Origin of the sequence: Brevundimonas sp. SGAir0440 (assembly GCF_005484585.1) — a bacterium.
Taxonomy (GTDB): Bacteria; Pseudomonadota; Alphaproteobacteria; order Caulobacterales; family Caulobacteraceae; genus Brevundimonas.
Window position 1 is genome coordinate 66,710 of record NZ_CP039435.1, and the last position, 24,046, is coordinate 90,755.

General features: G+C 67.0%; 24 protein-coding genes. 15 read left to right on the forward strand and 9 right to left on the reverse strand.

Annotation, left to right across the window (positions count from 1 at the left end; all coding sequences use genetic code 11):
- Positions 1-43 precede the first annotated feature (43 nt).
- The gene (locus E7T10_RS00310; RefSeq protein ID WP_137720250.1) at positions 44-1,174 is read left to right on the forward strand and encodes an aromatic ring-hydroxylating dioxygenase subunit alpha; all 1,131 of its coding nucleotides are present in this window, start codon (positions 44-46) and stop codon (positions 1,172-1,174) included.
- A gap of 163 nt (positions 1,175-1,337) precedes the next feature.
- Here the strand turns inward: E7T10_RS00310 and E7T10_RS00315 are convergent, their stop codons facing one another.
- Complete coding sequence (locus tag E7T10_RS00315; protein ID WP_137720251.1) at positions 1,338-2,354, reverse strand: adenosine kinase; 1,017 nt, start codon at positions 2,352-2,354, stop codon at positions 1,338-1,340.
- A 92-nt stretch (positions 2,355-2,446) separates the two neighbouring features.
- On the opposite strand from E7T10_RS00315, the gene E7T10_RS00320 reads away from it, so the two are divergent.
- Complete coding sequence (locus tag E7T10_RS00320; RefSeq protein WP_137720252.1) at positions 2,447-3,319, forward strand: RimK family alpha-L-glutamate ligase; 873 nt, start codon at positions 2,447-2,449, stop codon at positions 3,317-3,319.
- Positions 3,320-3,359: 40 nt separating this feature from the next.
- Here E7T10_RS00320 and E7T10_RS00325 read toward each other — a convergent pair whose 3' ends face one another.
- On the reverse strand, positions 3,360-4,820 hold the full coding sequence (locus tag E7T10_RS00325; protein ID WP_137720253.1) for a methyl-accepting chemotaxis protein: 1,461 nt from the start codon (positions 4,818-4,820) through the stop codon (positions 3,360-3,362).
- A 225-nt stretch (positions 4,821-5,045) separates the two neighbouring features.
- On the opposite strand from E7T10_RS00325, the gene E7T10_RS00330 reads away from it, so the two are divergent.
- Positions 5,046-5,534, forward strand: a complete 489-nt coding sequence (locus E7T10_RS00330; RefSeq protein WP_168189858.1) for a MarR family winged helix-turn-helix transcriptional regulator — start codon at positions 5,046-5,048, stop codon at positions 5,532-5,534.
- Here the strand turns inward: E7T10_RS00330 and nth are convergent.
- Positions 5,531-6,277: an endonuclease III gene (nth, locus tag E7T10_RS00335; protein WP_137720255.1), complete on the reverse strand. Its 747-nt coding sequence runs from the start codon at positions 6,275-6,277 to the stop codon at positions 5,531-5,533. The genes E7T10_RS00330 and nth overlap by 4 nt on opposite strands.
- A complete protein-coding gene (locus E7T10_RS00340) occupies positions 6,274-7,605 on the reverse strand; it encodes an NAD(P)/FAD-dependent oxidoreductase (RefSeq protein WP_137720256.1) in 1,332 nt (443 codons plus the stop codon). The genes nth and E7T10_RS00340 overlap by 4 nt, the downstream gene beginning before the upstream one ends.
- A 122-nt stretch (positions 7,606-7,727) precedes the next feature.
- Here E7T10_RS00340 and E7T10_RS00345 point away from each other — a divergent pair, with 122 nt between their 5' ends.
- The 5 genes from E7T10_RS00345 (at position 7,728) to E7T10_RS00365 (ending at position 12,325) form a co-directional block, all read left to right on the forward strand.
- Positions 7,728-8,813: an HlyD family secretion protein gene (locus E7T10_RS00345; RefSeq protein ID WP_137720257.1), complete on the forward strand. Its 1,086-nt coding sequence runs from the start codon at positions 7,728-7,730 to the stop codon at positions 8,811-8,813.
- Positions 8,810-10,420 carry a DHA2 family efflux MFS transporter permease subunit gene (locus E7T10_RS00350; protein WP_137720258.1) on the forward strand — a complete coding sequence of 537 codons (1,611 nt, stop codon included), beginning with the start codon at positions 8,810-8,812 and terminating at the stop codon, positions 10,418-10,420. Before E7T10_RS00345 ends, E7T10_RS00350 begins: the two co-directional genes overlap by 4 nt.
- Positions 10,420-11,037 carry a TetR/AcrR family transcriptional regulator gene (locus tag E7T10_RS00355; protein ID WP_137720259.1) on the forward strand — a complete coding sequence of 206 codons (618 nt, stop codon included), beginning with the start codon at positions 10,420-10,422 and terminating at the stop codon, positions 11,035-11,037. The genes E7T10_RS00350 and E7T10_RS00355 overlap by 1 nt, the downstream gene beginning before the upstream one ends.
- A gap of 47 nt (positions 11,038-11,084) precedes the next feature.
- Positions 11,085-11,858: a creatininase family protein gene (locus tag E7T10_RS00360; protein ID WP_137720260.1), complete on the forward strand. Its 774-nt coding sequence runs from the start codon at positions 11,085-11,087 to the stop codon at positions 11,856-11,858.
- A 68-nt stretch (positions 11,859-11,926) separates the two neighbouring features.
- Positions 11,927-12,325 (forward strand): phasin family protein, encoded by a 399-nt coding sequence (locus E7T10_RS00365; protein WP_137720261.1) that lies wholly within the window; start codon positions 11,927-11,929, stop codon positions 12,323-12,325.
- Here E7T10_RS00365 and E7T10_RS00370 read toward each other — a convergent pair.
- The 3 genes from E7T10_RS00370 to ftsY all read right to left on the reverse strand — a co-directional run bounded on the left by E7T10_RS00370 (position 12,322) and on the right by ftsY (position 14,592).
- On the reverse strand, positions 12,322-12,936 hold the full coding sequence (locus tag E7T10_RS00370; RefSeq protein WP_137720262.1) for a MarR family winged helix-turn-helix transcriptional regulator: 615 nt from the start codon (positions 12,934-12,936) through the stop codon (positions 12,322-12,324). The genes E7T10_RS00365 and E7T10_RS00370 overlap by 4 nt on opposite strands.
- Before the next feature lie 98 nt (positions 12,937-13,034).
- Positions 13,035-13,655 carry an inner membrane-spanning protein YciB gene (locus tag E7T10_RS00375; RefSeq protein WP_137720263.1) on the reverse strand — a complete coding sequence of 207 codons (621 nt, stop codon included), beginning with the start codon at positions 13,653-13,655 and terminating at the stop codon, positions 13,035-13,037.
- 1 nt (position 13,656) lies between these two features.
- Positions 13,657-14,592 (reverse strand): signal recognition particle-docking protein FtsY, encoded by a 936-nt coding sequence (gene ftsY, locus E7T10_RS00380; protein ID WP_137720264.1) that lies wholly within the window; start codon positions 14,590-14,592, stop codon positions 13,657-13,659.
- A gap of 390 nt (positions 14,593-14,982) precedes the next feature.
- Here ftsY and E7T10_RS00385 point away from each other — a divergent pair, with 390 nt between their 5' ends.
- From E7T10_RS00385 to E7T10_RS00410, 6 genes are all read left to right on the forward strand, one after another.
- Positions 14,983-15,195, forward strand: coding sequence for a ParD-like family protein (locus E7T10_RS00385; RefSeq protein ID WP_137720265.1), 213 nt, complete (start codon positions 14,983-14,985; stop codon positions 15,193-15,195).
- Complete coding sequence (gene map / locus E7T10_RS00390; RefSeq protein ID WP_137720266.1) at positions 15,192-15,959, forward strand: type I methionyl aminopeptidase; 768 nt, start codon at positions 15,192-15,194, stop codon at positions 15,957-15,959. The genes E7T10_RS00385 and map overlap by 4 nt, the downstream gene beginning before the upstream one ends.
- Before the next feature lie 86 nt (positions 15,960-16,045).
- Positions 16,046-18,085 (forward strand): NAD(+) synthase, encoded by a 2,040-nt coding sequence (locus tag E7T10_RS00395; RefSeq protein ID WP_137720267.1) that lies wholly within the window; start codon positions 16,046-16,048, stop codon positions 18,083-18,085.
- Positions 18,086-18,136: 51 nt separating this feature from the next.
- On the forward strand, positions 18,137-18,361 hold the full coding sequence (locus E7T10_RS00400) for an alkylphosphonate utilization protein (RefSeq protein WP_137720268.1): 225 nt from the start codon (positions 18,137-18,139) through the stop codon (positions 18,359-18,361).
- Between the two features lie 41 nt (positions 18,362-18,402).
- Complete coding sequence (locus E7T10_RS00405; protein ID WP_137720269.1) at positions 18,403-19,518, forward strand: GTP-binding protein; 1,116 nt, start codon at positions 18,403-18,405, stop codon at positions 19,516-19,518.
- 152 nt (positions 19,519-19,670) lie between these two features.
- Positions 19,671-20,006 (forward strand): endonuclease domain-containing protein, encoded by a 336-nt coding sequence (locus E7T10_RS00410; protein WP_246846133.1) that lies wholly within the window; start codon positions 19,671-19,673, stop codon positions 20,004-20,006.
- 3 nt (positions 20,007-20,009) lie between these two features.
- On the opposite strand, the gene E7T10_RS00415 is transcribed toward E7T10_RS00410, so the two are convergent.
- Entirely contained in the window at positions 20,010-21,062 is a 1,053-nt protein-coding gene (locus E7T10_RS00415; protein WP_137720271.1) for a deoxyhypusine synthase, read from the reverse strand.
- A gap of 212 nt (positions 21,063-21,274) precedes the next feature.
- Positions 21,275-22,540, reverse strand: a complete 1,266-nt coding sequence (locus E7T10_RS00420) for a type III PLP-dependent enzyme (RefSeq protein WP_039245976.1) — start codon at positions 22,538-22,540, stop codon at positions 21,275-21,277.
- 204 nt (positions 22,541-22,744) lie between these two features.
- Here E7T10_RS00420 and E7T10_RS00425 point away from each other — a divergent pair, with 204 nt between their 5' ends.
- On the forward strand, positions 22,745-23,968 hold the full coding sequence (locus E7T10_RS00425) for a DUF2254 domain-containing protein (protein WP_137720272.1): 1,224 nt from the start codon (positions 22,745-22,747) through the stop codon (positions 23,966-23,968).
- Positions 23,969-24,046 lie beyond the last annotated feature (78 nt).

The following is a 24,046-nucleotide window of genomic DNA, read 5'->3' on the forward strand; positions in this document are numbered from 1 at the left end:
GTGACATGAGACAGGCGCCGCGCGGCTCTGTTAGACAGTCGGTATGAAGCTCGCCGACGCCGCTCCCGTCCAGTCCCCCCAGGTCGAACCCGCCCCTTCAAAAGCCGGCGCGCAGCCGTTCGGCAAGGGGTTTGTCACCGACGCCTGGTACTTCGTCGCCCTCGGCCGTGACGTCGCTCCGGCCAGCCTGAAACGCTACGAGATCATGGGCGAGCCGGTGCTGATCGGCCGCACCCGCGCAGGCCAGGTCTATGCGATGCGCGACATCTGTCCCCACCGCGCAGCGCCCCTGTCGGCTGGCAAGCTGGTGGAGAAGCCCGAAGAGGGCGAGACGGTCGAATGCCCCTACCACGGCTGGCGCTTCCGACCCGACGGCGTCTGCGCCGCCATTCCGTCGCTGGTCGAGGATCAGGCGTTCGAGGCGAACCGCATCCGCGTGCGGTCCTATCCGGTGCGTGAAAGCCAGGGCATCGTCTTCGTCTGGATGGCTTCGGACGCGCGCAACCCGTCGGAGCCGGACCACGAACCGCCCATCTTCCCCGGCGTGGTCGGCGGCGAGGCCAAGCTGGTCGAGGCGATGGATTTCGACAGCCACATCGATCACGCCGTCGTCGGCCTGATGGACCCCGCCCACGGCCCCTACGTCCACCAGCAATGGTGGTGGCGGTCCGAGCATTCGATGCACGAAAAGTCCAAGGCCTTCGCCCCGACCGAATTCGGCTGGGCCATGGTCCGCCATGCGCCGTCGTCGAACAGCCGCCTCTACAAGATCCTGGGCGGGGCGCCCGCGACCGAGATCACCTTCCGCCTGCCGGGCTTCCGCTGGGAGCATATTCAGGTGGGGGAAAAACAGGTCCTGGCCCTGACCTGCCTGACGCCGATCACCGACACCAAGACGCGCATCACCCAGATCTTCTGGTCCGACCACTGGGTGTTCGGCCTGGCCAAACCCTTCCTGCGCATGGGGGTCGTCGCCTTCCTGAAACAGGACGGCGGCATGGTGAACCTGCAGAACGAAGGCCTGCGCTACGACCCCGCCCTGATCTGGATCGACGACGCCGACAAACAGGCCAAATGGTATCAGCAGCTGAAGCGCGAATGGGCCAAGAGCCGCGCCGAGGCGCGCCCCTTCGTCAATCCGATCCAGCCTGTGACGCTGAGGTGGAAGAGCTGAAGACGAACGTCTCCCCCCCATGCAGTGGGGAGGGGGACCGCGAAGCGGTGGAGGAGCTCTTGAAGTCCCACAGCCGCCTGTGATGCGTTAAAGAACCCATCCGTCACGGCGCTGAAGAAGCGCCGCGCCACCTCCCCACTGCGTGGAGAGGAGACACTGGGTCTTACAGCTTCAGCCCGTTCTCTTTGGCCAGGTCGACCAGCTTCACCATCGGGCGCGGGCCCCAGTGGGCGATGACTTCGGACGCCGCCAGCGAGCCCAGCTTGCCGGCCTCTTCAAGCGTCAGGCCGCGCGCGAGGCCCAGCAGGAAGCCGGCGGCGTACTGGTCGCCGGCGCCGGTGGTGTCGATGACTTTGGCGACCGGATAGGCGGCGACGACGACGCGGTCCTCGCCCTTGATCACGACTGAGCCCTGCTCGCCGCGCGTCACGGCGGCGATCTCGACGATGGCGGCCAGTTGCGCGGCGGCGGCGTCGAAGTCTTCGGTCTCGAACAGGGCGCCCAGCTCGGCTTCGTTAGCCAGGACGATGTCGGCGGACTGGGTGATGAAGTCCAGCAGTTCGGCGCGCCAGCGGGCGACGACGAAGGTGTCCGACAGGGTGATGGCCACCTTGCGGCCGGCCTTGTGCGCGGCGGCGGCGGCGCGTTCGAAGGCGGCGCGGGCGGGCGCCGGGTCGAACAGATAGCCTTCCAGATAGACGATCTCGCTGGCGCCGATCAGGGCCTCGTCGATGTCGTCGGCATACAGCTGGTTTGCGGCGCCCAGGAAGGTCGCCATGGTGCGTGCGCCGTCCGACAGCACATTGATCAGGCAGCGACCGGTGCCGAAACCCTGTTCCGCCCCGCCGGTCAGGACAGGCGTGTCGAAGTGGACGCCCGCGGCGCGGATGTCGTGGCTGAAGACCTGGCCCAGCGTATCGTCGGCGACCTTGCCGATATAGGCCGCGCGGCCGCCGAACGAGCCGACGCCGGCCACGGTGTTGCCGGCCGATCCGCCCGAGGCCTCCACGCCGGGCGCCATGGCGTCGTACAGGGCGGCGCTGCGTTCGGCGTCGACCAGCTGCATCGAGTTGGGCGCCAGGTCCTGGGCCGCCAGGAAGGCGGCGTCGCAGGGGCTGAGGACATCGACGATGGCGTTGCCGACGGCGCAGACGTCATATTGGGCGGTGTTCTGGGTCATGGTTGCGCCTTAGCCGGTCAACGCCCGCACGTCATCCGAAATCACATAAGGAAGGCCTTATATGCTCCGTGTCGCTTCGGTATGAGGACTGCATGACCCAGATCGCCGTCCTGACCCCCGATCCCGCCGACAAGACCTATGTCGGGCGCTGGCCCGAGGTGCTGGACCGGTTGAAGGCGACGCTGGAGAGCACGGGCGCGACGGTCACGGCCACGCCCTGGAGCGATCATGTCGAGGACGCGTCGGGCCTTGAGGCCTATGACCTGATCCTGCCGGTCATCGCCTGGGGCTATCACCGCGATCATGGGCGCTGGCTGAAGGCCTGCGCGACTTGGCGCGAGGCCGGCCTGGCGGTCGCCAATCCGGCCGAGGTGCTGCGCTGGAACTCGGACAAGGCCTATCTGGCGCGGCTGGCGGACAAGGGCGTGCCGATCCCGCCGACGCGCTGGACCGACGGCGTGAACCAGGATCAGGTGGACGCCGCCTTCGCCGAGACGGGCGCGCCGGTGCTGATCGTCAAACCCACGGTGTCGGCCGGGGCGTTTCGCACCCTGCGCCTGGCGCTGGGCGAGGTGTTGAGCGATGCGCCCGAGGGCGCGGCGATGATCCAACCCTATCTGAAATCGATCGAGACCGAGGGCGAGACCTCGCTGCTGTTCTTCGGCGGTCGGTTCAGCCATGCGGTCAACAAGCGTCCCGTGGCGGGCGACTTCCGCATCCAGGTCCAGTTCGGCGGCCTGTACAGGGCCGTGACGCCGGACGCGGCGGCGATGGCCTTGGCCGAGCAGGTGCTGGCCGCCATCGACGAACCGCTGCTCTATGCCCGCATCGACATGGCCCGCGACGACGCCGGTCGATGGGTGCTGATGGAGGCCGAACTGATCGAACCGGACTTCTATCTGGACCACGACCCTGCGAACGGCGCCGGCTTCGCCGAGGCCGTCAAGGCGCGGCTGGAGACCTAGGCCGCCTCGTGCTGAACCGCGCCCGAACCGGGCCTGGAGCTCAAAACTCTTCCCAGTCCGACTGAACGGCAGCCACAGCCGCCCGTCCGCCGCCGGCCGCCATGCGGGCGCGCGCAGGGGCGGCGTGGGCCCGGGCGAAGCTTTCGACGCGTGCCTTCATCTGCTGGACGGAGGCCGCGTGAATCGGCGTCGGCGCCGCCGCGACCTGGCTGGTTTCGAAGCGGCCGACCAGCTCGGCCAGTTCGGCGGCCTCGCGGCTCAGGCTCAGGCTGGCGGCGGTCGACTGCTCGACCATGGCCGCGTTCTGCTGGGTGACCTGATCCATCTGGTTCACGGCGGTGTTGACCTCGGCCAGACCCACCGCCTGTTCCTGGGTCGAGGCGCGGATTTCACTCATCAGGGTCGTGATCTCTTCGATCCGGCCGGCGATGCCGGTCAGGGCCTCGCCCGACTGACGCACCAGAACCACTCCGTCCCTGACCTGGGCGGAACTGGCCGAGATCAGCGTCTTGATCTCCTTGGCTGATTCCGCCGACCGCTGGGCCAGGGCGCGCACTTCGGAGGCGACGACGGCGAAGCCGCGACCGGCCTCGCCCGCACGGGCGGCCTCGACGCCGGCGTTCAACGCCAGGAGATTGGTCTGGAAGGCGATCTCGTCGATCACGCCGATGATCTGGCTGATCTCGTTGGAGGACCGTTCGATCTCGCCCATGGCCGCAACGGCCTTCTGGACGACCACGCCGCCGGTCTCGGCCTGGGTCCGGCCTTGGGTCACGACAGTGTCGGCGGCCTGGGCGTTTTCGGCCGTCTTGCGCACGGTGGCGGTGATCTGGTCCAGCGCGGCGGCCGTCTCTTCCAGACTGGCGGCCTGTTGTTCGGTGCGGCGCGACAGATCCTCGGCGGCGCTGCCGATCTCGTGTGCGCCCGACTGCATCGATCCGGCGTTGACGCCGATCACGCCGACGGCCTCGTCCAGCGCCGCCATGGCCTGGTTGAAGTTGCCGCGCAGCACGGCGTATTCGCCGGGGAAGTCGTCCTGGATGCGATAGGACAGGTCGCCGGCCGCCATGGCCGACAGGCCCTTGGCCGTGCCTTCGACGACGGCGGCCTGGACCTGGGCGGCCTGACGATCGGCCTCGGCGCGGCGCTCACGCTCTTCTTCGACGGCGGTGACGTCCGTGGCGAACTTGACCACCTTGTAGGGGCGGCCGTCGCTGTCCAGAATTGGATTGTAGCTGGCCTCGATCACCACCCGCTGGCCGCTCTTGCCGTAGCGCACGAACTTGTTCGCCACGAACTCACCGGCATTCAGCTTTCGCCACAACTCGGCATAGGCCGGCGTCTGCGCCTCGGCCGGATCGACGAAGATCTTGTGGTGACGTCCGACGATTTCGGACATTTCGTATCCCACCACTGACAGGAAGTTCTGATTGGCCTCCAGAATGACGCCATCCAGATCGAACTGGATGACTGCTTGAGAGCGACTGACGGCAGCCATCATGTTGCGCAGCTCGTTGAGCGTCTTGTCATCTCTGGTTTTGGCGAAGAGGCGCAATGCAAAAATCTTTCGTGCTGAGATGAACGTTAATGCCACATCAACACTTTAAATCAGGTGTCAGCATGGTTAGCGCGCTAAAGGCTCAACCTGGGGGAGAATATTCCTCTGCGGTCTAGCTTTATCCGCCTTAAATCCGCTACGCCGCCCGCTGGTTCCATGAGGTCATATTTGTCGCAACGCCCCCATCTGCTGTCGTCAGATCAGCGCAGCGCCCTTCAGCTCGACGTCGCCATGACGCTGATGGTGACAGCCAAGCGGTGGAGGTTACGTGTCGCCGATCTGTTCCGAGAGTCCGGACACACGGGCGCGCCGACCGTGGTGCTTTATTTCCTGGCGGACGAGCCCAAGGGCCTGACGCTTTCCGAGTTGGCGAACAGGATGGAGCTGTCCGGCGCGTCGCTGACCCGTCTGGTGCAAAGACTCGAGAAGGACGGCATGGTCAGCCGGCGTCGGATGATTGGAGACGGCCGATCATGGCTGATCCAGATGGAGCCGGCCGGGCGCGCCGAAATCGAGGCGTTCGAGATCCATGCCGCGGCCATGCGCAAACGAATGTTTGAAGGCGTTTCGGACGAGGATATGGCTGCCGCACTTCGCGTGCTGAAGGCCTTGGCCGAGAAGCTGACCCACGGCCCCGACGCCGCTCCGGGGATCTAGCCCGCCGCCTCGCCCAGCGCCATCAGGCCTGCCCGCGACGGGCACAGGTCGGCGATGATGCAGGACAGGCATTTGGGTTTGCGCGCCGTGCAGGTGTAGCGGCCGTGCAGGATCAGCCAGTGGTGCGCCTTGGGCAGCCAGTCCTCCGGCACGACCTTGAACAGCTGGGCCTCGACCTTGTCCGGCGTTCCGGCATTGGCCAGCGCCAGCCGGTGCGAGACGCGAAAGACGTGGGTGTCCACGGCGATGGCCGCCTCGAACCCCAGTTCGTTCAATACCACCGAGGCCGTCTTTCGACCCACGCCGGGCAGGGCCTGAAGATCGGCGCGGTTCAGCGGGACCTCGCCGCCGTGCTGCTCCAGCACGATCCGGCTGAGCGCGATTACGTTCCTTGCCTTGCCGCGATAAAGGCCGATGGAAGCGATGTAGGGGATCAGCCCCTCCTCGCCCAGGGCCAGCATCTTCTCCGGCGTGTCCGCGACCTTGAACAGCCGCTCGGTCGCCTTGTTGACCGACACGTCCGTCGCCTGTGCCGACAGGGCGACGGCGACGACCAGGGTGAAGGGATCGGAGAAATCCAGCTCGGTCTTGGGTTCCGGCATGACGCCGGACAGGCGCTCGAAGATCGCCTCGACGCGGTCTTCGTCGGGCGGCCAGCGCAGCACGGGGATGGCCGCCCCGGTCATCACAGCCGGGCGTTTGGCAGGCTTGGCGGCGGGCTTTCTGGCCTTGGCGGGCTTCATGCCTCGCTGTCGTCCCCAGGGCGACGCGGGTCAAGACCCAGGCCCTTAAGCGCTTGGGCGGTCAGGGCGGCGTCGGCGGCGCGCTCACCCTCCATCCAGGCGCCGTGGGCCGTGCCGTAATAGACCGGCGCCGTCGCCTCGCCGGCCAGGAAGATGCGGTTCTCGACCGACGTGCGCAGCTTGGCCCGGTCCGCCGCATGGCCCGGCAGGGCGTGGGAATAGGCGCCGCGCGACCAGGGATCGACGCCCCAGCCGCTGACCGCAACCGCCTCCAGCCGGCGGCGCATGTCCGACCCCAGGGCCGCGACCAGTTCGGACACGGCGAAGTCGAACAGGGCGGCCGGCCCCTGCGCTTCCAGCCCCCAGGCGAGGTCGGCGCCGAAATAGGCCTCGATCATCGGCCGCCCGAACGGCCGCAGGTGATAGCCGCCGGTCTCGGCCGTATCGGTGCGGGTCCACAACTGGGTGTCGGGCTGGAAATCGCCGGCGCCGCGCACGGTCATATGCACCTTGGACGCCAGGCCCAGCGGCACGCCCGCCGTCGCCTCGAGCAGGGCCGGAACCGGCGGATCGATGCGGATCGCCTCGCCGGCGATCAGGCTGTTGGGGACCGTCAGGATGACGATCCGCGCCGTCAGTTCACCGCGATTGGTCTCCAGCCGCAGCACCGGTCCGGAACGGTCGATGCGCCTGACGGCGCAGTCCGTGACCGTGATGGACGAAACGGCCTGCCCCAGCCGGGCGATCAGGCGGCCATAGCCTTCGCGCACCCGCCAGTTCACGCCGGTGTCGCCATAGGCGTCGTAATCCAGGCTGGACACCTCGGCGAACCGCGCGCCGTTCAGGGCGCCCGAGATGGCGTCCATGTGAGGGTTCCAGGGACAGTTGAGATCGAAGAAGTCCGACGCCGGGCGATCCTCACCCGCCCCCGCGCGGACGAGCGCCGCCGCCTCGCTCACCCGCTGGTCGAAGGCGGCGAAGTCCTCGCCGAACGCGGCCTGATCCGCGCGGGTCATCTCGTGATCGAAGGCCTGAGTGCGCCACGGCGGCGGCGTCTGGTCCAGCGTCAGCCCCTCGGCCTCGACCCGTCCGGCCAGCACATTGTCGTCTGCCGAATGCAGCCAGCCGCAGCCCATGTCCAAGCCTTCGCCCTCGGCCCGAACCGTCCAGGCGCGCCCGCCGATCCGGTCGCGGGCCTCCAGCACCAGAACCGACAGGCCGGGCCGCATCAGACGACGCGCGGCGGCGATGCCGGCGGCGCCGGCGCCGATCACCACGACATCGACCTGAGACGGCAGCGGCGGGGAGGCGGAGATGCGGGCGGTCATGGCGTCAGGACATACACGAAAACCGGTCGTGATCGGCGCCGTCCCGATCGCCTATTGATTTTTGGACGGCGCGGTCCATTTTAGCGCCGCTTCAAAACGCCGCACCTCCCCCCGGATTCTTCATGTCGCCTGAATTCAAGAAACGCCTGCCGCTGTTTGCGGCCGCCCTCGTCGGCCTGGCCCTGATCGTGGGCGGCATCGTCTGGTGGGTGAACGGCCAGCGTTGGGAAAGCACCGACAACGCCTTCGTCCAGGCCGACACCACCCTCGTCAGCCCGCAACTGTCCGGCCGAGTCACCGAGGTCTTGGTGGGTGACAACCAGCGGGTCGCGGCAGGTCAGATCCTGGTCAAGCTGGACGATTCCGACCAGAAGGCCCAACTGGCGCAGGCCGAGGCCAATCTGGCCGCCGCGATCGCCGCCGTCGGCCATGTCGACGCCCAAGCCGAGCAGGAACAGGCCACCATCGCCGCCCGCGCCGCCTCGGTCGCCCAGGCCAACGCCCAGGCCGGCCTGGCCCGCGCCGAGGTCGATCGTTACGGCAAGCTGGCCGAACAGGGTTGGGTCTCGCAACAACGCATCCAGACCGAGCGCGCCTCGGCCGCCACCGCCGCCGCCAGCGTGCAGCAGGCCCAGGCCGCCCTTGTCGCCGAGCAACGCACGGCCGGCGTGCTGGGCTCGACCCGTCAGCAGAGCGTCGCCGCCGTCGAACAGGCCCGCGCCGTGGTCGAACAGGCTCGCATCGCGCTGGAGCGCACCGTCATCCGCGCCCCGGTCGCCGGCGTCGTCGGCGCCCGCAGCGTGCGGCCCGGCCAGTATGTCAACGCCGGCACGCAACTGCTGTCGGTCGTGCCCCTGACCAACACCTACATCGTCGCCAACTTCAAGGAGACGCAGCTGGACAAGGTGCGCCTGGGCCAGACCGTCGAGATTTCCGCCGACGCCTTCCCCGGCCGCAAGATCGAGGGCCGCGTGGACAGCTTCGCCCCCGCCACCGGGTCCGAGTTCGCCCTGATCCCGGTTGAGAACGCCACGGGCAACTTCACCAAAATCACCCAGCGCGTGCCCGTCCGCATCGTCGTCAGCGGCGCAGACCGCAGCCTGGCCCTGCGTCCCGGCCTGTCGGTGGACGTCAAGATCGACCTGAAGAGCCAAGGCGGCCAGAGCTTCGCCGAAGCCGCCACAACGACCGGAGCCGCAGGCCAGTGACCGCCGCCAACCCCGCCGCGAATGGCGGGGCCCCTGTCGCGCAAAAGGGTCCCGTCGCCGGCCATCCCGAAATCAACTGGACCATGCTGCTGCTGGGCTTCGCCGGCATGGTGGTGGGCCAGTTCATGGCTATTCTGGACATCCAGATTGTCGCCGCCTCCCTGCCCCAGATCCAGGCCGGCGTCGGGGCCTCGGCCGACGAGATCAGCTGGATCCAGACCGCCTATCTGATCCCCGAGGTGGTGATGATCCCCCTGTCGGGCTTCCTGTCGCGGCTGTGGGGGACGCAGCGGCTGTTTCTGGTCTCGTGCGCCGGCTTCGTGCTGATGAGCGTCGCCACGGGCCTGTCGTCGTCGATCGACATGATGATCCTGTTCCGGGCCATCCAAGGTTTCGTGGGCGGGGCCATGATCCCGACCGTCTTCGCTGTCGCCTTCACCGCCTTTCCGCCCGCCAAGCGCGTCACCGCCAGCGTGGTCATGGGCCTGATCGTCACCCTGGCGCCGACCGTCGGGCCGACGCTGGGCGGGCACCTGACGGAGTGGCTGAGCTGGCGCTGGCTGTTCTTCATCAACGTCGGGCCGGGCCTGCTGGTGCTGTTTCTGGTCGGTCGCTACGGCAACTTCGACAAGGGCGACCCGTCGCTGGCCAAGGGCTTCGACTGGTGGGGCCTGGGCCTGATGGCCGCTTTTCTGATGTCGATGCAGTTCGTGCTGGAAGAGGGCGCCAAGAACGACTGGTTCGACGACACCCACATCCTGCTTTTGACCGTCGTGGCGGCGGTCGCCGGACCGATCTTCATCTGGCGGTCCCTGACCTATCGCCAGCCGATCGTGGAGCTGCGCGCCTTTGGCAATCGCAACTTCCTGGTCGGTTTCATCATGACCTTCATCGTCGGGTTCGCCCTGTTCGGCGGCACCTTCCTGCTGCCGCTCTTCTTGGGCCGCGTGCTCGGCTATTCGTCGTCAGAGGTCGGCACCACCATGGTCGTGTCGGGCCTGGCCATGTTCGCCACCGGCCCCTTCGCCGGACGACTGGTGCGCAAGCTGGATGCGCGGGTGCTGATGTTCGGCGGCTTCATGCTGTGCGCCTGGGGCATGTGGCAGGCGCGCGTCGTCACCGACGACTGGGGCTTCTGGAACTTCGCCTCGGTCCAGGCCTTCCGCGGCGTCGGCGTGATGCTGGCCATGATCGCCTCCCAGCAGGTGACGATGGCGACCCTGCCGCCGCAGATGGTCAAGAACGCCTCTGGGCTGGTGAACCTGTCGCGCAACGTCGGCGGCGCCTTCGGCCTGGCGATCCTGAACACCAGCCTGACGTCCAACACCGCCCTGCACATGAGCGAACTGACCAGCGCCATCGGTCAGGGCGACCAGGCGATGCGCAACATGTTGGCCGGCATGGCGCATCGGTTCGCCGGCTCCATCGACCCGGCCGCCTCGGCGATGAAGGCCATCTATGGGATGTTGCAGAAACAGGCGACGACGATGGCGTTCGGCGACGCCTTCGCCCTGCTGGCCATCCTGTGCGCGGGCGCGGCCTTCGTCACCCTGGCCGCCCAGCCGGTGAAGGCCCAGGCCGGCGCCCCGCCCTCGGACGCCCACTGATGGCGCGCCGTCTCGGGCAGGTCGATGAACGCAAGAGCGAGGCGATCCTGGACGCCGCCGCGACCCTGTTCGCCGACAAGGGGTTGCAGGCCAAGATGGACGAGATCGCCAAACTGGCCGGCGTCTCCAAACAGACGGTCTACAACCGCTTCGCCTCCAAGCTGGAGATCGCCCAGGCCCTGGCGTCAAAGCGGGTCGAGGACATCGTCGCCCCCCTGCGCGGCACCGGCGATCCGCAGACGGTGCTGGAGGCCCTGGCCCTGACGCTGCTGAACCGGGTGTGCAGCGGCGACAAGGTCGGCTCGATGCGCGGGGTCGCGCTGGTCTCGGTCGAGGCGCCTGACATCGCCCACGCCATCTATGAGGCCGGCCCGCGTCGCAGCCTACGCGAACTGGCCGCCTGGCTGGCGGAACAGACGCGGCTGGGCCGAATGAGCGTCGCCGACCCGGAAGAGGCGGCCGAGATGTTCGCCGGCCTTGTGCTGGGCCACGGCCATCTGCGCGCCATGCTGGACGTGCCGCAGCTGGAGGCCGACAAACGCGCTGGTCGCGCCAGAGAGGCCGCGCGCATCTTCATGGCCGCTCATCCGCCCGCCACCGCCGCCAAGACTTCCTGAGCCCGGCGCGCTACAGTCGCCCCACCCTGTCGCTTGAGACCGCCTTCATGCTGATCCACCTGTCCTCCTGGCCCGAAATCGATGCGCGACTGAACGACGGCGGCCCGCTGTCCAGAACGGTGGTCGTGCCCATCGGCTCGAACGAGCAGCACGGGCCGACGGGGCTTCTGGGCACCGACTGGCTGTGCCCCGAGATCATCGCCCATGCGGCCGAAAAGACCGAGGCCAACCTGATCGTGGCCCCGACCTTCAACATCGGCATGGCCCAGCATCACCTGGCCTTCGCCGGCACCATCAGCCTGCGCCCCTCGACCTTCATGGCCGCGATTACGGACTGGGTGTCGTCCCTGAGCCGTCACGGGTTTGAGCGGATCTACTTCCTGAACGGGCACGGCGGGAACGTCGCGACCATCGAGGCGACGATCTCGGAAATCTACGCCGAGTGGAGCTTCGTCGAGGACAGCCCGCCCTTCATCCTGAAGCTGAAGAACTGGTGGGACCTGCCCGGCGTCAATGGCCTGTGCAACCGCCTGTTCCCGACCGGCCATGGCATGCATGCCACACCGTCCGAGATCGCGGTGACGCAGGCCGCCTATCCCGAGCGGATCAAGACCGCCGACTACAGCCCGCAGATCGCGCCGAACGGGCCGATCCGCGACGCCCTGGACTATCGCGCCCGCTTCCCCGACGGCCGGATCGGCTCGGACCCGGCCCAGGCCAGCCCCGAGAAGGGCCAGCAGATCATCGACGCGGCGGTCCCCGCCCTGCTCGCCGACATCACAGCCTTCGCCGCAGAAACCCAGCCGGGAGCGTCGCTCTGACCCGCAGGACGCCCACAGCCGCCAGCGCCGCCGTCGTCGGCGCCGAGATCCTGGCCGCCTCGGCCGAGGTGATCGCGGCCCGCACCGGCCTGATGGCGCAGGGCCTGACCAGCGCCAAGGGTCAGGACTTCACGGAACTGTCGCTGATGAGTTCCGAGAAGACCAAGGCGCTGTCCGCCTCCGCCGACGCCATGGCCGCCAGCGCCGGGGCCATCGGTCAGCGGCTGGGGCGCGTGGCGATGGACGAGGGCGCCCATGCCCTACGCGCGGCGGCGGCTGTGACCCAGGCCCGCACCCCGGCCCAGGCGGCCGAGGCCCAGTTCAGCTACGCGATGGGCTGGTGGAGCCGGGCGGCGGCCCAGGCCATGACCCTGAACGGCGAACTGCTGAAGGCCCAGGCCGAGGCGCTGGCCCCGATCCACAAGACGGCGACCGCCAACGCGAAGCGGTTGCGCAAGACGCGCTAGGCCGGCTGCACCAGCTTGAGCTTGGGCTTCTTGATCTTGGGCGCTTTGGCCGGACGCTCGGCCTTCTTGGCGGCCTTCTCGGCCTTCCTGACTTCTTTCTCGACCGCCTTCAGCGCCTTCTTGGCCGCCTTGGCCTCGGCCTTGGCGGCGTCAGGGGCGTCGTCGGCGGCGGCGGCCAGATCGGCCAGCTGATTGAGGAAGGTCTCGCGCTGGCCCTTGGGCAGCAGGGCCATGATCCGCTTGTCGGCGGCCTCGACCAGCGGCCGCGCGGTCTCCAACCGGGCCGCGCCTTCAGCCGACAAACGCACGGCCTTGGCCCGCGCATCCAGGGTCGAGCGTTCCCGCTCCAGCAGGCCCTTGGTCGTCATGCGCGCGACCAGATCGGCCAGGGTCGAGCGGTCGATGCCGGTCATCCGCACCAGTTCGGTCTGGGTCAGGCCGGCCTTGATCGAGACCGCCTCCAGCACTGCGAACTGGCGCTGGGTCAGGCCGTCGGCGCCGGTCTCCTCGGCATAGATGTCGAGCGCCAGTTGAAGGGCGCGGTGCATCAGGTGGCTGGGCGAGGTGGCCAGGGGGCCGACCTTCCTTGCCGCTTTTCCCGCCTTCACCATCGCGCCGCTCCCCTGAAGTTTCGTCCGAACACGTATCAGCTCTGCTTTACGATTTGACGGGGAAAGCGCGTCGGTTCCGTGACAGTTCCGCTTGGTCCCTAGAGCCCGGTATCGGGCGAGACGGGAGCCGGCTCCTCGTCCTTGATCAGGTGATTCATGATGAAAAAGACCTGCCAGACGCCGAACACGGCCGAGGCGATCCACAGCCCGCCGCGGAAGGCGACCCAGGTATCATCGGACTGGGTGCGCCAGACGATCTCGTTGACGATGCAGACGGCCGCGAAATACAAGCCGTAACGCAGGGTCAGCCCGCGCCAGCCCGCGTCGGTGATGCGGATCGCCTCGCCCAGAAGATATTTGAACGGATAGCGGTTCAGCGGAAGCGATCCCAGCAGTACGACCGCCAGCAGGCCGTTCTGGATCGACAGCTTGATCTTCAACAGGTTCGGATCGTGGAAGACGATGGTCAGCACGCCGAAAATCAGGGCGAAGCCGCCGGTCAGCAGCGGCAGGGGCGCCAGACGACGCTCGACCACATAGCCGACGATCAGGGCGATCAGCGAGGCGCCGACCAGGACCCAGGTCGCCTGGACCAGGGCTTCCTGCCCGTCCAGACCGCGCGCGAACCGGTTGACCGCATAGGCGGCCATGAAGGCCACAAGCGCGCCGAAATCGACGGCCTGACGGATGTTGGAAGCCTTTTTCGGCGTCTCGGTCATGTCAGTCTTCCAGTCCCACCAGCGAGCGGGAGAAGGCGCGGGCGTCGAACGGTTGCAGGTCCTCGACCCCTTCGCCGACGCCGATCAGCATCAGGGGGGCGTCGGACGCCTGGGCCACCGGCACCAGCACGCCGCCGCGCGCCGTGCCGTCCAGCTTGGTCATGACCACGCCGGTCACGAAGGCGGTCCGGCCGAACATCTGTTCCTGGGCCAGGGCGTTGCGGCCGACGGTGGCGTCCAGCACCAGCAGGGTGTCGTGCGGCGCCTCGGGATCGACCTTCTTCAGCACGCGGACGATCTTGAGTAGTTCGTCCATCAGGGCGGACTTGTTCTGCAGCCGGCCGGCGGTGTCAATCAGGACCACGTCATAGCCTTCGGCCCGCGCCTTGGTATAGGCGTCGAAGGCCAGGCCCGCGGCATCGGCGCCGTCGCGACGGCTCTCGAAATCGGCGCCCGAGCGCTCGGCCCAGACCTTCAGCTGTTCGCGGGCGGCGGCGCGGAAGGTGTCGCCGGCAACGATCATCACCTTGGCGCCCTTGCCCGTCAGATCGGCGGCGATCTTGCCGAGCGTCGTGGTCTTGCCCGATCCGTTCACCCCTACGAACAGGACGACATAGGGTTTGGGGCCGGACAGGGGGTCGAAGGTCGCCTGGCGCGGCGACAGTTCGGCGGCGACCGCCTCGGCCAGGGCCTCCTTGACCTCGCGCTCGGGCGCATCCTTGCTGAACTTCAGGGCGCGAAAGCGTTCGACGATCCGGGCCGAGGCGGCCGGGCCGAGATCGCTCTCCAGCAGATGCTCCTCCAGCTGCTCCAGCGAGGCCTCGGACAGAGGCTCCTTGACGAAGGTGGCGACGACCTGATCGGTCATCTGTTTGGAGGAGCGCGAGAGCCCAGCGGACAGGCGCTGGAACCAGCCCTTTTTCGGCGTATCGTTCATGCAGTGGCTTTAGCGGGGGCGAAGGCCAACGTCATCCGCATTCGCGAAGGTCGTCCGCGACGTTTCAGACGGTCGGCGACCAAAACACCGTCTAATTCGTCTAATTGATCTGAAATCGAGACCTCCCTGTTAGCGTCAGTGCGAAGGCGAGGATTATAGGCCCGCGCAAAATCGACGATGGCAGAAGGCGGTGAGAAATCGGCAAACCGTTGAAAGCGCGAGGGTTGGAGCCGCCAGTTTGGATGGCTGTCGATCATTTTCTTCCGTCATCCTGTGCAAGCCTCTGGCGCAGACGGCAGCGGCGAAGATCATCGAGCGGCGCTTGCGCTTGTAGAGCCGATCGACAAAGAATATGCGCTGCGCATACGTTTCATATAGAGCGAGAGTATCATGGGCATCGTCAATATCGAGGACGAACTGCACGAGCAGCTGCGGCGCGCTGCGAAGGCGTCCTATCGGTCGATCAACGCCCAGGCGGCGTTCTGGATCAGGATCGGCATATTGTGTGAGATGCATCCCGGCGTGACGTTCCAGGAGCTGGTGGCGCGCGAGTTGCGGGCGGCGGGCGTCGATGCGTCAGTGCCCGCGGACGCCGCCGCGTGATCAAGACGCCGGCCGAGATCGCGCTGATGGCCGAAGCGGGGCGACGGCTGGCCTCGGTCTTCACCCATCTTGACGCGATGACGCTCGAGGGGTTGAGCACGCTGGAGATCGACCGAAGGGTCGAAGCCTTCATCGTCGACGAGCTGAAGGCGCGGCCGGCCAGCAAGGGTCAGTACGGCTATGGCTTCGTGCTCAACAGCTCAATCAATCAGGTCGTCTGCCACGGCGTGCCCTCCGCAGACGACATCCTGAAGAGCGGCGACATCGTCAATCTGGACATCACCCTGGAGAAAGACGGCTTCATCGCCGATTCCTCCAAGACCTACCTTATCGGCGCGGTGGGACCGCAAACCCGGCGGCTGGTGCGCACCACATATGAAGCCCTGTGGAAGGGCATTCAGGCGGTGCGTCCGGGCGCGAAACTGGGCGACATCGGTTTCGCCATCGAAAAACACGCCAGGAAGGCCGGCTATTCCGTGGTGCGCGACTATTGCGGGCACGGCATCGGGCGCGAGATGCATGAAGAGCCGCAGGTGCTGCATTTCGGCAAGGCCGGGACCGGCGTAACCCTGCGCGAAGGCATGACCTTCACCATCGAACCGATGCTGAATCAGGGCGTCCGCACGGTCCTGACCGAGGACGACGGCTGGACCGTGGTCACCTCCGACGGAAAACTGTCGGCCCAGTTCGAACATACAGTGGCGGTGACAAAAGACGGCGTGCGGGTCCTGACCCTGAGGCCGGACGAGACGCGGGGCGCATAGGCGCGCGAAGACGTTTCCGTCCCTTCACCATTCGCGCCTATATGAAGGCCGATGACCGGCGCCGGCCGGGTGATGCGGACGATCCGATGGCTGATGCTCTGTTCCATTCTCCCAAGACCCACGGCTTCGTGCGCGTGGCGGCGGCGACGCCGGTCAGCCACGTGGGCGACCCCAGGGCGAACGGGCAAGAGCACGTCGCGCTGATCCGTCAGGCGGGCGAGCAGGGCGTGGACCTGATGGTCTTTCCCGAGCTGTCGCTGTCGGCCTATGCGATCGACGACCTGCATATGCAGGCGGCGCTGCTGGACGAGGTCGAGCGGCAGATCGCCGTAATGGCGGAGGCGACGGCCGAGGCGGATGTCGTGGCGGTGGTCGGGGCGCCGATCCGCAACGGCGACGCCCTGTATAATTGCGCGGTGGTGATCGGAGCGGGCGAGGTGCTGGGCGTCGTTCCCAAGACCTATCTGCCCAACTACCGCGAATACTATGAGAAACGCTGGTTCGCGCCGGCGACGGCGCGCGCCGAGGACGTGATCCAGCTTAACGGCGAGACGGTGGATTTTGCGCCGGGCCTGTTGTTCGAGGCGGTCAACCGGCCGGGCTTCGTCTTCTCGGTCGAGATCTGCGAGGACTATTGGGCGCCGCTGCCGCCCTCGACGCGGGCGGCGCTGGCAGGCGCGCGGATCCTGCTGAACCTGTCGGCGTCCAACATCGTCATCGGCAAGGCGGACGAGCGGGCGATGCTGAGCGCCAGCCATTCGGCGCGCACGCTGTCGGCCTATGTCTTCGCCGCCTCGGGCTGGGGCGAGAGCACCACCGACCTGGCCTGGGATGGGCAGGCGACGATCCATGAGTTGGGGGCCAAGCTGGCCGAGGGCGAGCGGTTCGCCTTGGAGAGCCACCTGACCATCGCCGATGTGGACGTGGACCGGATCGGACTGGACCGGTTGCGCAACGGCACCTTCGCCGAATGCGCGAGAAACGAAGGCGAGGCGGCGACCGTCGTGCCTTTCATGGCGCGCGAGGATCATGAGGCCAGCGAGCTGATCCGGCCGCTGGACCGGTTCCCCTTCGTGCCGGACGACGCCGGGCGGCTGGACCAGGACTGCTATGAGGCGTTCAACATCCAGGTGCAGGGGCTGATGCGCCGCATGACGGCCACAGGCGCCAGGTCGCTGGTGATCGGCGTGTCCGGCGGGCTGGATTCGACCCAGGCCCTGCTGGTCGCGTGCCGCGCCTTCGACCGGCTGGATCTGCCGCGGACCAATATCCTGGGCTTCACCATGCCGGGGTTCGCGACCTCGGACGGGACCAAGTCCAACGCCTGGGCGCTGATGACCGCGCTGGGCGTCACGGGCGCAGAGATCGACATCCGCCCCGCCGCCGAACAGATGTTCAAGGACATCGGCCACCCCTACGCCGAGGGTCAGCCGGTGCACGACATTACCTTCGAGAACGTGCAGGCGGGTCTGAGGACCGACTATCTGTTCCGGCTGGCCAATCAGCACAACGCCTTCGTGCTGGGGACCGGGGACCTGTCGGAACTGGCGCTGGGCTGGGCCACATACGGCGTCGGCGACCATATGAGCCACTACAACGTCAACGGCGGGGTGGCGAAGACGTTGATCCGTCACCTGATCCGCTGGGTGGCGGCGGGCGACCTGATTGGCGCGGGCGCGCGCGACACGCTGCACGCGATTCTGAACACCGAGATTTCGCCCGAGCTGGTGCCGGCCAAGGATGGGGTGATCCAGTCGACGGAAGGCACCGTCGGCCCCTATGCGCTGAACGACTTCTTCCTGTTCTACATCAGCCGGTTCGGGATGACACCGTCCAAGGTCGCCTTCCTGGCGCACCAGGCCTGGGGCGATGCGGGCGCAGGGCATTGGCCAGCGAATACGCCCGAGGACGAGAAGGTCGAATATGATCTGGCGACGATCAAGGGCTGGCTGAGGAAGTTCCTGATCCGCTTCTTCCAGACCGCCCAGTTCAAGCGCTCGGCCCTGCCGAACGGGCCCAAGGTGGTCACCGGCGGATCGCTGTCGCCGCGCGGCGACTGGCGCGCGCCGTCGGATGGGAACGCGCGCGCGTGGCTGGACGAGCTTGAGGCGAACGTGCCGGACTGACCGTCTCCTCCCCATTGCATGGGGAGTAGACGCGGCCCTAGAAGCTTGGCCATGACCGACGACGTGACCAAAGATTCCAACGGCAACATCCTGGCCGACGGCGATAGCGTGACCCTGATCAAGGATCTGAAGGTCAAAGGATCGGGCGGGGTGACGCTGAAGCGCGGGACGCTGGTCAAGACCATCCGCCTGACCGGCGATCCGGACGAGATCGAGGCCAATGTGGAGAAGGTGCGCGGCCTGGTCCTGCGGACCGAGTTCGTGAAGAAGGCCTGACCCTCTTCCCTTCGCGCGATGCAGCCGCCATCTAGCGGCCTATGACCGACACCCTCGCCGCCCCGACCTCGACCGCTTCCGCCAACAGCAAGATCCCCGTCACTGTCCTGACCGGCTATCTCGGTGCGGGCAAGACGACGCTGCTGAACCGGATACTGACCGAGGATCACGGCAAGCGCTACGCCGTCATCGTCAACGAGTTCGGCGAGATCGGCATCGACAACGACCTGGTGGTCGGCGCCGACGAGGACGTGTTCGAAATGAACAACGGCTGCGTCTGCTGCACGGTGCGGGGCGACCTGATTCGCGTGGTCGCCGGCCTGATGAAGCGCCAGCGTCCCGGCAAGCCGGCCTTCGACGCCATCATCGTGGAGACGACGGGCCTGGCCGACCCCGGTCCGGTGGCCCAGACCTTCTTCGTGGACGAGGACGTCAAGGCCAAGACCCAGCTGGACAGCGTCACGACCCTGGTCGACGCCAAACATGTGATGGCGCGCCTGGATGACTCCAAGGAGGCGCGCGAGCAGGTGGCCTTCGCCGACCGGATCATCCTGAACAAGGTCGATCTGGCGACGGCCGACGAACTGAACGTGGTCGAGGCGCGTCTGCGGGCGCTGAATCCGCTGGCGCCCATCGTGCGGGCCGAACGGTCGAACGTGCCGCTGGATCAGGTGCTGGGCCTGGGGGCCTTCGATCTGGAACGCATTCTCGAGGTCAAGCCGGACTTCGTGAACCCGCCGCACGGCGCGGACGGCCATGTGCATGACGAGCACTGCGGTCATGACCATGGGCATCATGACCACGATCATGACCACCATGATCACGGCCACAGCCATGGCGCGCGCGGTCACGCTCACCAGGACGACATCAAGGGCATCTCCCTGTCGATGGATCGGCCGCTGGACGGAGCCAAGTTCACCGCCTGGCTGGACCGGCTGCTGGGCGAGCAGGGTCAGAACATCCTACGCGCCAAGGGCATCATCGACGTGAAGGGCGAGAACCGACGCCTGGTCTTCCAGGCCGTGCACATGATCCTGGAAGGCGACCTGCAACGCGAATGGGGCGCCGCCGAACGCCGCTGGAGCCGCGCCGTCTTCATCGGCCGCGATCTGGACGAAGCCGAACTGCGCCAAGGATTTGAAGCCTGCGCGGCCTAAGTTGATCCTTCTCCCCTCGGGGGAGAAGGTGGCCCGCAGCGCGGGTCGGATGAGGGGGCTGGTGGATACGGATGTGGCAGACGCCGCCGAGAACCCGACAGTCACGCCGTCTTCGCGCCGACATGACAGGCGCGGAAGCGATCCTGTGGTCGATGCTGCGAAACCGGCAGCTGGATGGCCTGAAGTTCAGGCGACAGGCGCCAGTCGCTGGGGCCATCGCCGATTTCGCCTGCCATGAGATCAGACTGATCATAGAGTTGGACGGCGGCGTGCACGATCTGCACGAGGCGCGGGACGCCGTGCGGGACGAGCGGCTTCGCGTCGCGGGCTATACGGTCATGCGATTCAGGAACGCCGAGTTTTCGAAGAATCCGGCGGTTGTGCTGAACGCGATACGGCGACATGCGAGCATGCAGACACAGCCCCCTCATCCGGCCGGCTCCGCCGGCCACCTTCTCCCCCGAGGGGAGAAGGGAAGCGACGAGTAAGTCTTACTTCTCGAACAGCTTGTTCCAGCGGCGCTTGTCGCGGGCCTTCCAGGCGCCGCGGTGGTAGGCGTCGGAGCCGATCAGGGGGACGACCGTGGTGGCCTCGGCGAAGACCATCTGTTCGTGGGTGGTCTGGACCTTGCCCCAGGAGGCCGCCTCTTTCAGCGTCGAGGACGAGCAGGCGCCGTCGCGGACGTCGGCAACGGTGATCTGAACTGCATAGCGGTGCATCTCAGCCTCGACGCCGAGGATTTCGGCGCAGACGACCGTGTCCTGGGCGAAGTTCTTGGGCACGCCGCCGCCGACCATGAACAGGCCGGTGACGCCGGCGGCGATCTTGATGTCGGTCAGTTCGCGGAAGTCGGCGATGGCGTCCAGCATCAGATAGGGCTGGCCGGCGGCCGCCCGCTCCTTCTGGTGCTTGACCAACCCAAAGCCGGCCGAGCTGTCGACGAAGGCCGGGCAGAAGATCGGCACGCCCTCTTCATAGGCGGTCTGGATGAGGCTACCGGGCTTCTTGGCGTTGCCCTCCGACAGCCACTTGCCCATCTCCCAGATGAACTCGCGGCTGGAATAGCCGCGCGGCTCCAGACGGTTGGCGATCTCCAGGATGGTGTGGTCGCAGGCCTGGAGCTCTTCCTCGTCGATATAGGTGTCGTAGATCCGGTCGATGTAGTTGTCGCGCAGGACGTTGTCGTCCACCTCGCCGGCCGCCTGATAGTGTTTGAAGCCCAGGGCCTCGAAGAAATCCATGTCGACGATCGAGGCGCCGGTGGCGACCACGGCGTCGACCATGCCGAACTTCACCATGTCGCGGTAGACGTGCATGCAGCCGCCGGCCGAGGTCGAACCGGCCAGGATCAGCCAGGGCGAGCAGTCCTTGTCCTCGATGGCCATCGAGAAGATGTCCGCAGCGCGGGCGGTGTCGCGCGACGAGAAGGACATCTTACGCATCGAATCGATGATCGGGCGCGCGTCGAAGCTGGTGATGTCGACGTGCTCGACGACGTTCTGCAGCAGCTGGGCCTTGGTGTTCGATTGAACGGGAGCGTTCATTTCGGCGGTTTCCCTGTGATTTGAGCGCCCGTCGAACAAGCAGACGTGCCGGGACGGAGCGACCGACAGGACCGATAGACTCCCAACCTTCAGCCGTCACCCTCGGACTTGATCCGAGGGTCGGACGTTCCGCCACGCGCTCCTCGCAGGGGAGACGCAGAGCGGCCGATCCTCGGGTCGAGCCCGAGGATGACGGTTACAGGTGGGGGCGTCTACTTCCGGCGCGACTTGCGCTGACCGGCCTTACCCTTGGGGCGTGACAGGCGCACGACCTTGCGGGCGTTCTCTTCCGCCGTGGTGCGCACGGTGGGGATGGAACGCGGGGCCAGACCGTACAGCGAGGCCATCGGAGCGTCCTCGACTGCCGCGATGTCGTGTTCGCCATAGCCGTTGAAGCCCGTCGACATGGCCACGCCATAGGCGCCCAGCATGCCGATTTCGATGAAGTCGCCTTCGCGCACATCGGCCGGCAGCCAGAAGGGGCCCGGCATATGGTCGATGGAATCGCAGGTCGGGCCGTAGAACTGGAAGGCCTTCAGCTCGCCTGCGCTTTCACCGTCCCGCACCAGCTTGGTCGGGAAGGGCCAGCGCGAATGGGTCGCGTCGAACAGCGAACCGTAGGAGCCGTCGTTCAGATAAAGGGCGTCGCCCTTGCGCAGGTCGACACGGGCCAGGATCGACGAGGATTCGGCGACCAGCGCCCGGCCGGGCTCGCACCACAGCTCGGTCGTTTCCGACACCGGCATCTCGTTGAAGCCGCGATGGATGGCGTCGGCGTATTCGCTCATGTCCGGCGGGACCATGCCCGGATAGACGGAAGGGAAGCCGCCGCCGACATCGACGATATCGACGATCACGCCCGCACGGCTGATCGACCGGCCGACCTGGGCCATCGCCGCCTGATAAGCGGTCGGGCGCATGCACTGGCTGCCGACGTGGAAGGAGACGCCCATCAGGCCGTCCTTGACCGCCTGGCGCGTCGCCATCAGCAGGGCCGGCGCCTGATCCGACGAGACGCCGAACTTGCCCGACAGCGTGTAGGCGGCGCCGTCGGCCGAGACGGCCATGCGCACGATCAGGTTCAGGTCGTCCGCGCCGCCGGTGGCGTCGAGGATCTTGTTCAGCTCGTCGATGCAGTCGAGCGAGAAGGTGCGCACGCCGTGATCGAAATAGGCCTTGGTGATCGCAGAGCGGCTCTTGACCGGGTGCATGAAGGCCAGGCGCACGTCATGGCTGACCGAGCGAACCAGCTCGATCTCGGCGATGGACGCCACATCGAAGCCGCGAACGCCGGCCTCGATCAGGGTTTCGACGACCCAGCGCGAAGGGTTGGCCTTCACAGCGTAGAAGACGTCGGCCTTTAGATTATCCTGGAACCAGCGCGCCGCTACGGAAACCGAACGCGGCCGCACGAGGGCGACGGGACGTTCAGGGGACCGCTCACGGACCAGGTCCAGGGGAAGCTGATACGTGCGCAATTCACGTAACCCCCTGCTAATTGTTAAACCCAGACCGGCGTTAGCGGCGCAGACAGGACCTACGGGGTCCGCCGGAGAGCGCGATATGGGGACGCGCGACTGTCATGTAAAGAGGTTTTTTCGTGGCGGGGCCGGCAAGAAGCTGTGCGAAGCGTCGGGGAAACTGGCGACCAACGGCTGCGTTAGGCTTTCGAGGGGACCGTCATGAATCGCTGGATATTTCTGTTTCGTCGCCTGTCGCGGCAACTGTGGTGGCGCGCCAGCCTGTATGCCGCTCTTGGCGTGATCGCCGCATTGGCCGGGGCGTGGGGCGCGCCGTTCGCCCCCGACGTTCTGGCCGAACGGTTCGGCGGCGATTCCGTGGAGGCGGTGCTGACGATCTTGGCGTCCAGCCTTCTGGCGGTGGCGACCTTTTCGCTGGGCGCCATGGTCACCGCCTACACAAGCGTGTCGAGCGCAGCGACTCCGCGAGCCGCCGCCCTGATCACCGGCGACGAAAGCACGCAAAAGGCCCTGTCCACCTTCGTCGGGGCCTTTCTCTACGCCATCGTCGGCGTCACCGCGATCAACGCCCAGTATTATGGTCCGGGCGGACGAGCGATCATCTTCGTCTTCAGCCTTGGCGTCGTGGCGTTGGTGGCCTTTCGTCTTCTGACCTGGGTAAGCCGCCTGACCAGTCTGGCGCGGCTCAGCCATACCGTCGAGCGGGTCGAGGCCGAGGCGGCCAAGGCGCTGAAGGCGGACGCGGAACGACCGCGCATGGGCGCTGCGTTGGGCACGTTGTCGCAAGGCCGGATCGTCGCGGCGGCGTCGACCGGCTACGTCCTGAACGTCGATGTCCAGCACCTGCAGACGCTGGCGGAACGGGCGGATGCGCGGGTCCAGATTCTGGCGCGGCCTGGCGCCTTTCGCATGCGGGGCGAACCCTTGGCGCGTCTGGACGGCGACAAGATCGCCCCAGATGCGGTGCTCAGCGCCTTCATTCTGGGCCGGGAACGGTCGTTCGATCAGGATCCGCGCTATGGCCTGATCGTCTTGGGCGAGATCGCCGACAAGGCGCTGTCGAGCGCCGTCAACGACATCGGCACGGTCGTGTGCGTCGTCGGATCAGGCGTTCGGCTGCTGGATCAGTGGGCCGATCAGAGAACCGAAAAGGTGGCGGAGTGTGATCGCGTTCTGGCCGAGGCGCTGGACGCATCCGAGCTGCTGGACGACATCTTCGGCCCGGTCCTGCGGCATGGGGCCCACGATCTGACGGCCGCCATCAGACTGCGCAAGGCCCTGGCGTCGCTGTCGGTCCATCCGGTTCTGGCGGGTGCGGCGCTGGCCATGGACGACCGGCTGCTACAGGCGGCGCAGCCCCAGGACGCGGCGGACGGGGCGCTTCTGCGGCGTTGCGGCCTGGGCGAGACCGTAAGGGCGGACTAGACGAAATCCCACGCCCCGTGCGATTAAGACTTGCCCGAGCGTGATTTCAGCTTATTGCGGCGCCCCTTCGCCATAGCC

Coding starts and splice junctions, on each gene's coding strand:
- E7T10_RS00320 (WP_137720252.1), top strand. CDS start 2,447: ATGACCCAGATCGCCGTCCTGACCCCCGATCCCGCCGACAAGACCTAT.
- E7T10_RS00345 (WP_137720257.1), top strand. CDS start 7,728: ATGTCGCCTGAATTCAAGAAACGCCTGCCGCTGTTTGCGGCCGCCCTC.
- E7T10_RS00310 (WP_137720250.1), top strand. CDS start 44: ATGAAGCTCGCCGACGCCGCTCCCGTCCAGTCCCCCCAGGTCGAACCC.
- E7T10_RS00385 (WP_137720265.1), top strand. CDS start 14,983: ATGGGCATCGTCAATATCGAGGACGAACTGCACGAGCAGCTGCGGCGC.
- E7T10_RS00415 (WP_137720271.1), bottom strand. CDS start 21,062: ATGAACGCTCCCGTTCAATCGAACACCAAGGCCCAGCTGCTGCAGAAC.
- ftsY (WP_137720264.1), bottom strand. CDS start 14,592: ATGAACGATACGCCGAAAAAGGGCTGGTTCCAGCGCCTGTCCGCTGGG.
- E7T10_RS00375 (WP_137720263.1), bottom strand. CDS start 13,655: ATGACCGAGACGCCGAAAAAGGCTTCCAACATCCGTCAGGCCGTCGAT.
- E7T10_RS00360 (WP_137720260.1), top strand. CDS start 11,085: ATGCTGATCCACCTGTCCTCCTGGCCCGAAATCGATGCGCGACTGAAC.
- E7T10_RS00400 (WP_137720268.1), top strand. CDS start 18,137: ATGACCGACGACGTGACCAAAGATTCCAACGGCAACATCCTGGCCGAC.
- nth (WP_137720255.1), bottom strand. CDS start 6,277: ATGAAGCCCGCCAAGGCCAGAAAGCCCGCCGCCAAGCCTGCCAAACGC.
- E7T10_RS00410 (WP_246846133.1), top strand. CDS start 19,671: ATGCTGCGAAACCGGCAGCTGGATGGCCTGAAGTTCAGGCGACAGGCG.
- E7T10_RS00315 (WP_137720251.1), bottom strand. CDS start 2,354: ATGACCCAGAACACCGCCCAATATGACGTCTGCGCCGTCGGCAACGCC.
- E7T10_RS00340 (WP_137720256.1), bottom strand. CDS start 7,605: ATGACCGCCCGCATCTCCGCCTCCCCGCCGCTGCCGTCTCAGGTCGAT.
- E7T10_RS00425 (WP_137720272.1), top strand. CDS start 22,745: ATGAATCGCTGGATATTTCTGTTTCGTCGCCTGTCGCGGCAACTGTGG.
- E7T10_RS00355 (WP_137720259.1), top strand. CDS start 10,420: ATGGCGCGCCGTCTCGGGCAGGTCGATGAACGCAAGAGCGAGGCGATC.
- E7T10_RS00325 (WP_137720253.1), bottom strand. CDS start 4,820: ATGATGGCTGCCGTCAGTCGCTCTCAAGCAGTCATCCAGTTCGATCTG.
- E7T10_RS00395 (WP_137720267.1), top strand. CDS start 16,046: ATGGCTGATGCTCTGTTCCATTCTCCCAAGACCCACGGCTTCGTGCGC.
- E7T10_RS00370 (WP_137720262.1), bottom strand. CDS start 12,936: ATGGTGAAGGCGGGAAAAGCGGCAAGGAAGGTCGGCCCCCTGGCCACC.
- E7T10_RS00405 (WP_137720269.1), top strand. CDS start 18,403: ATGACCGACACCCTCGCCGCCCCGACCTCGACCGCTTCCGCCAACAGC.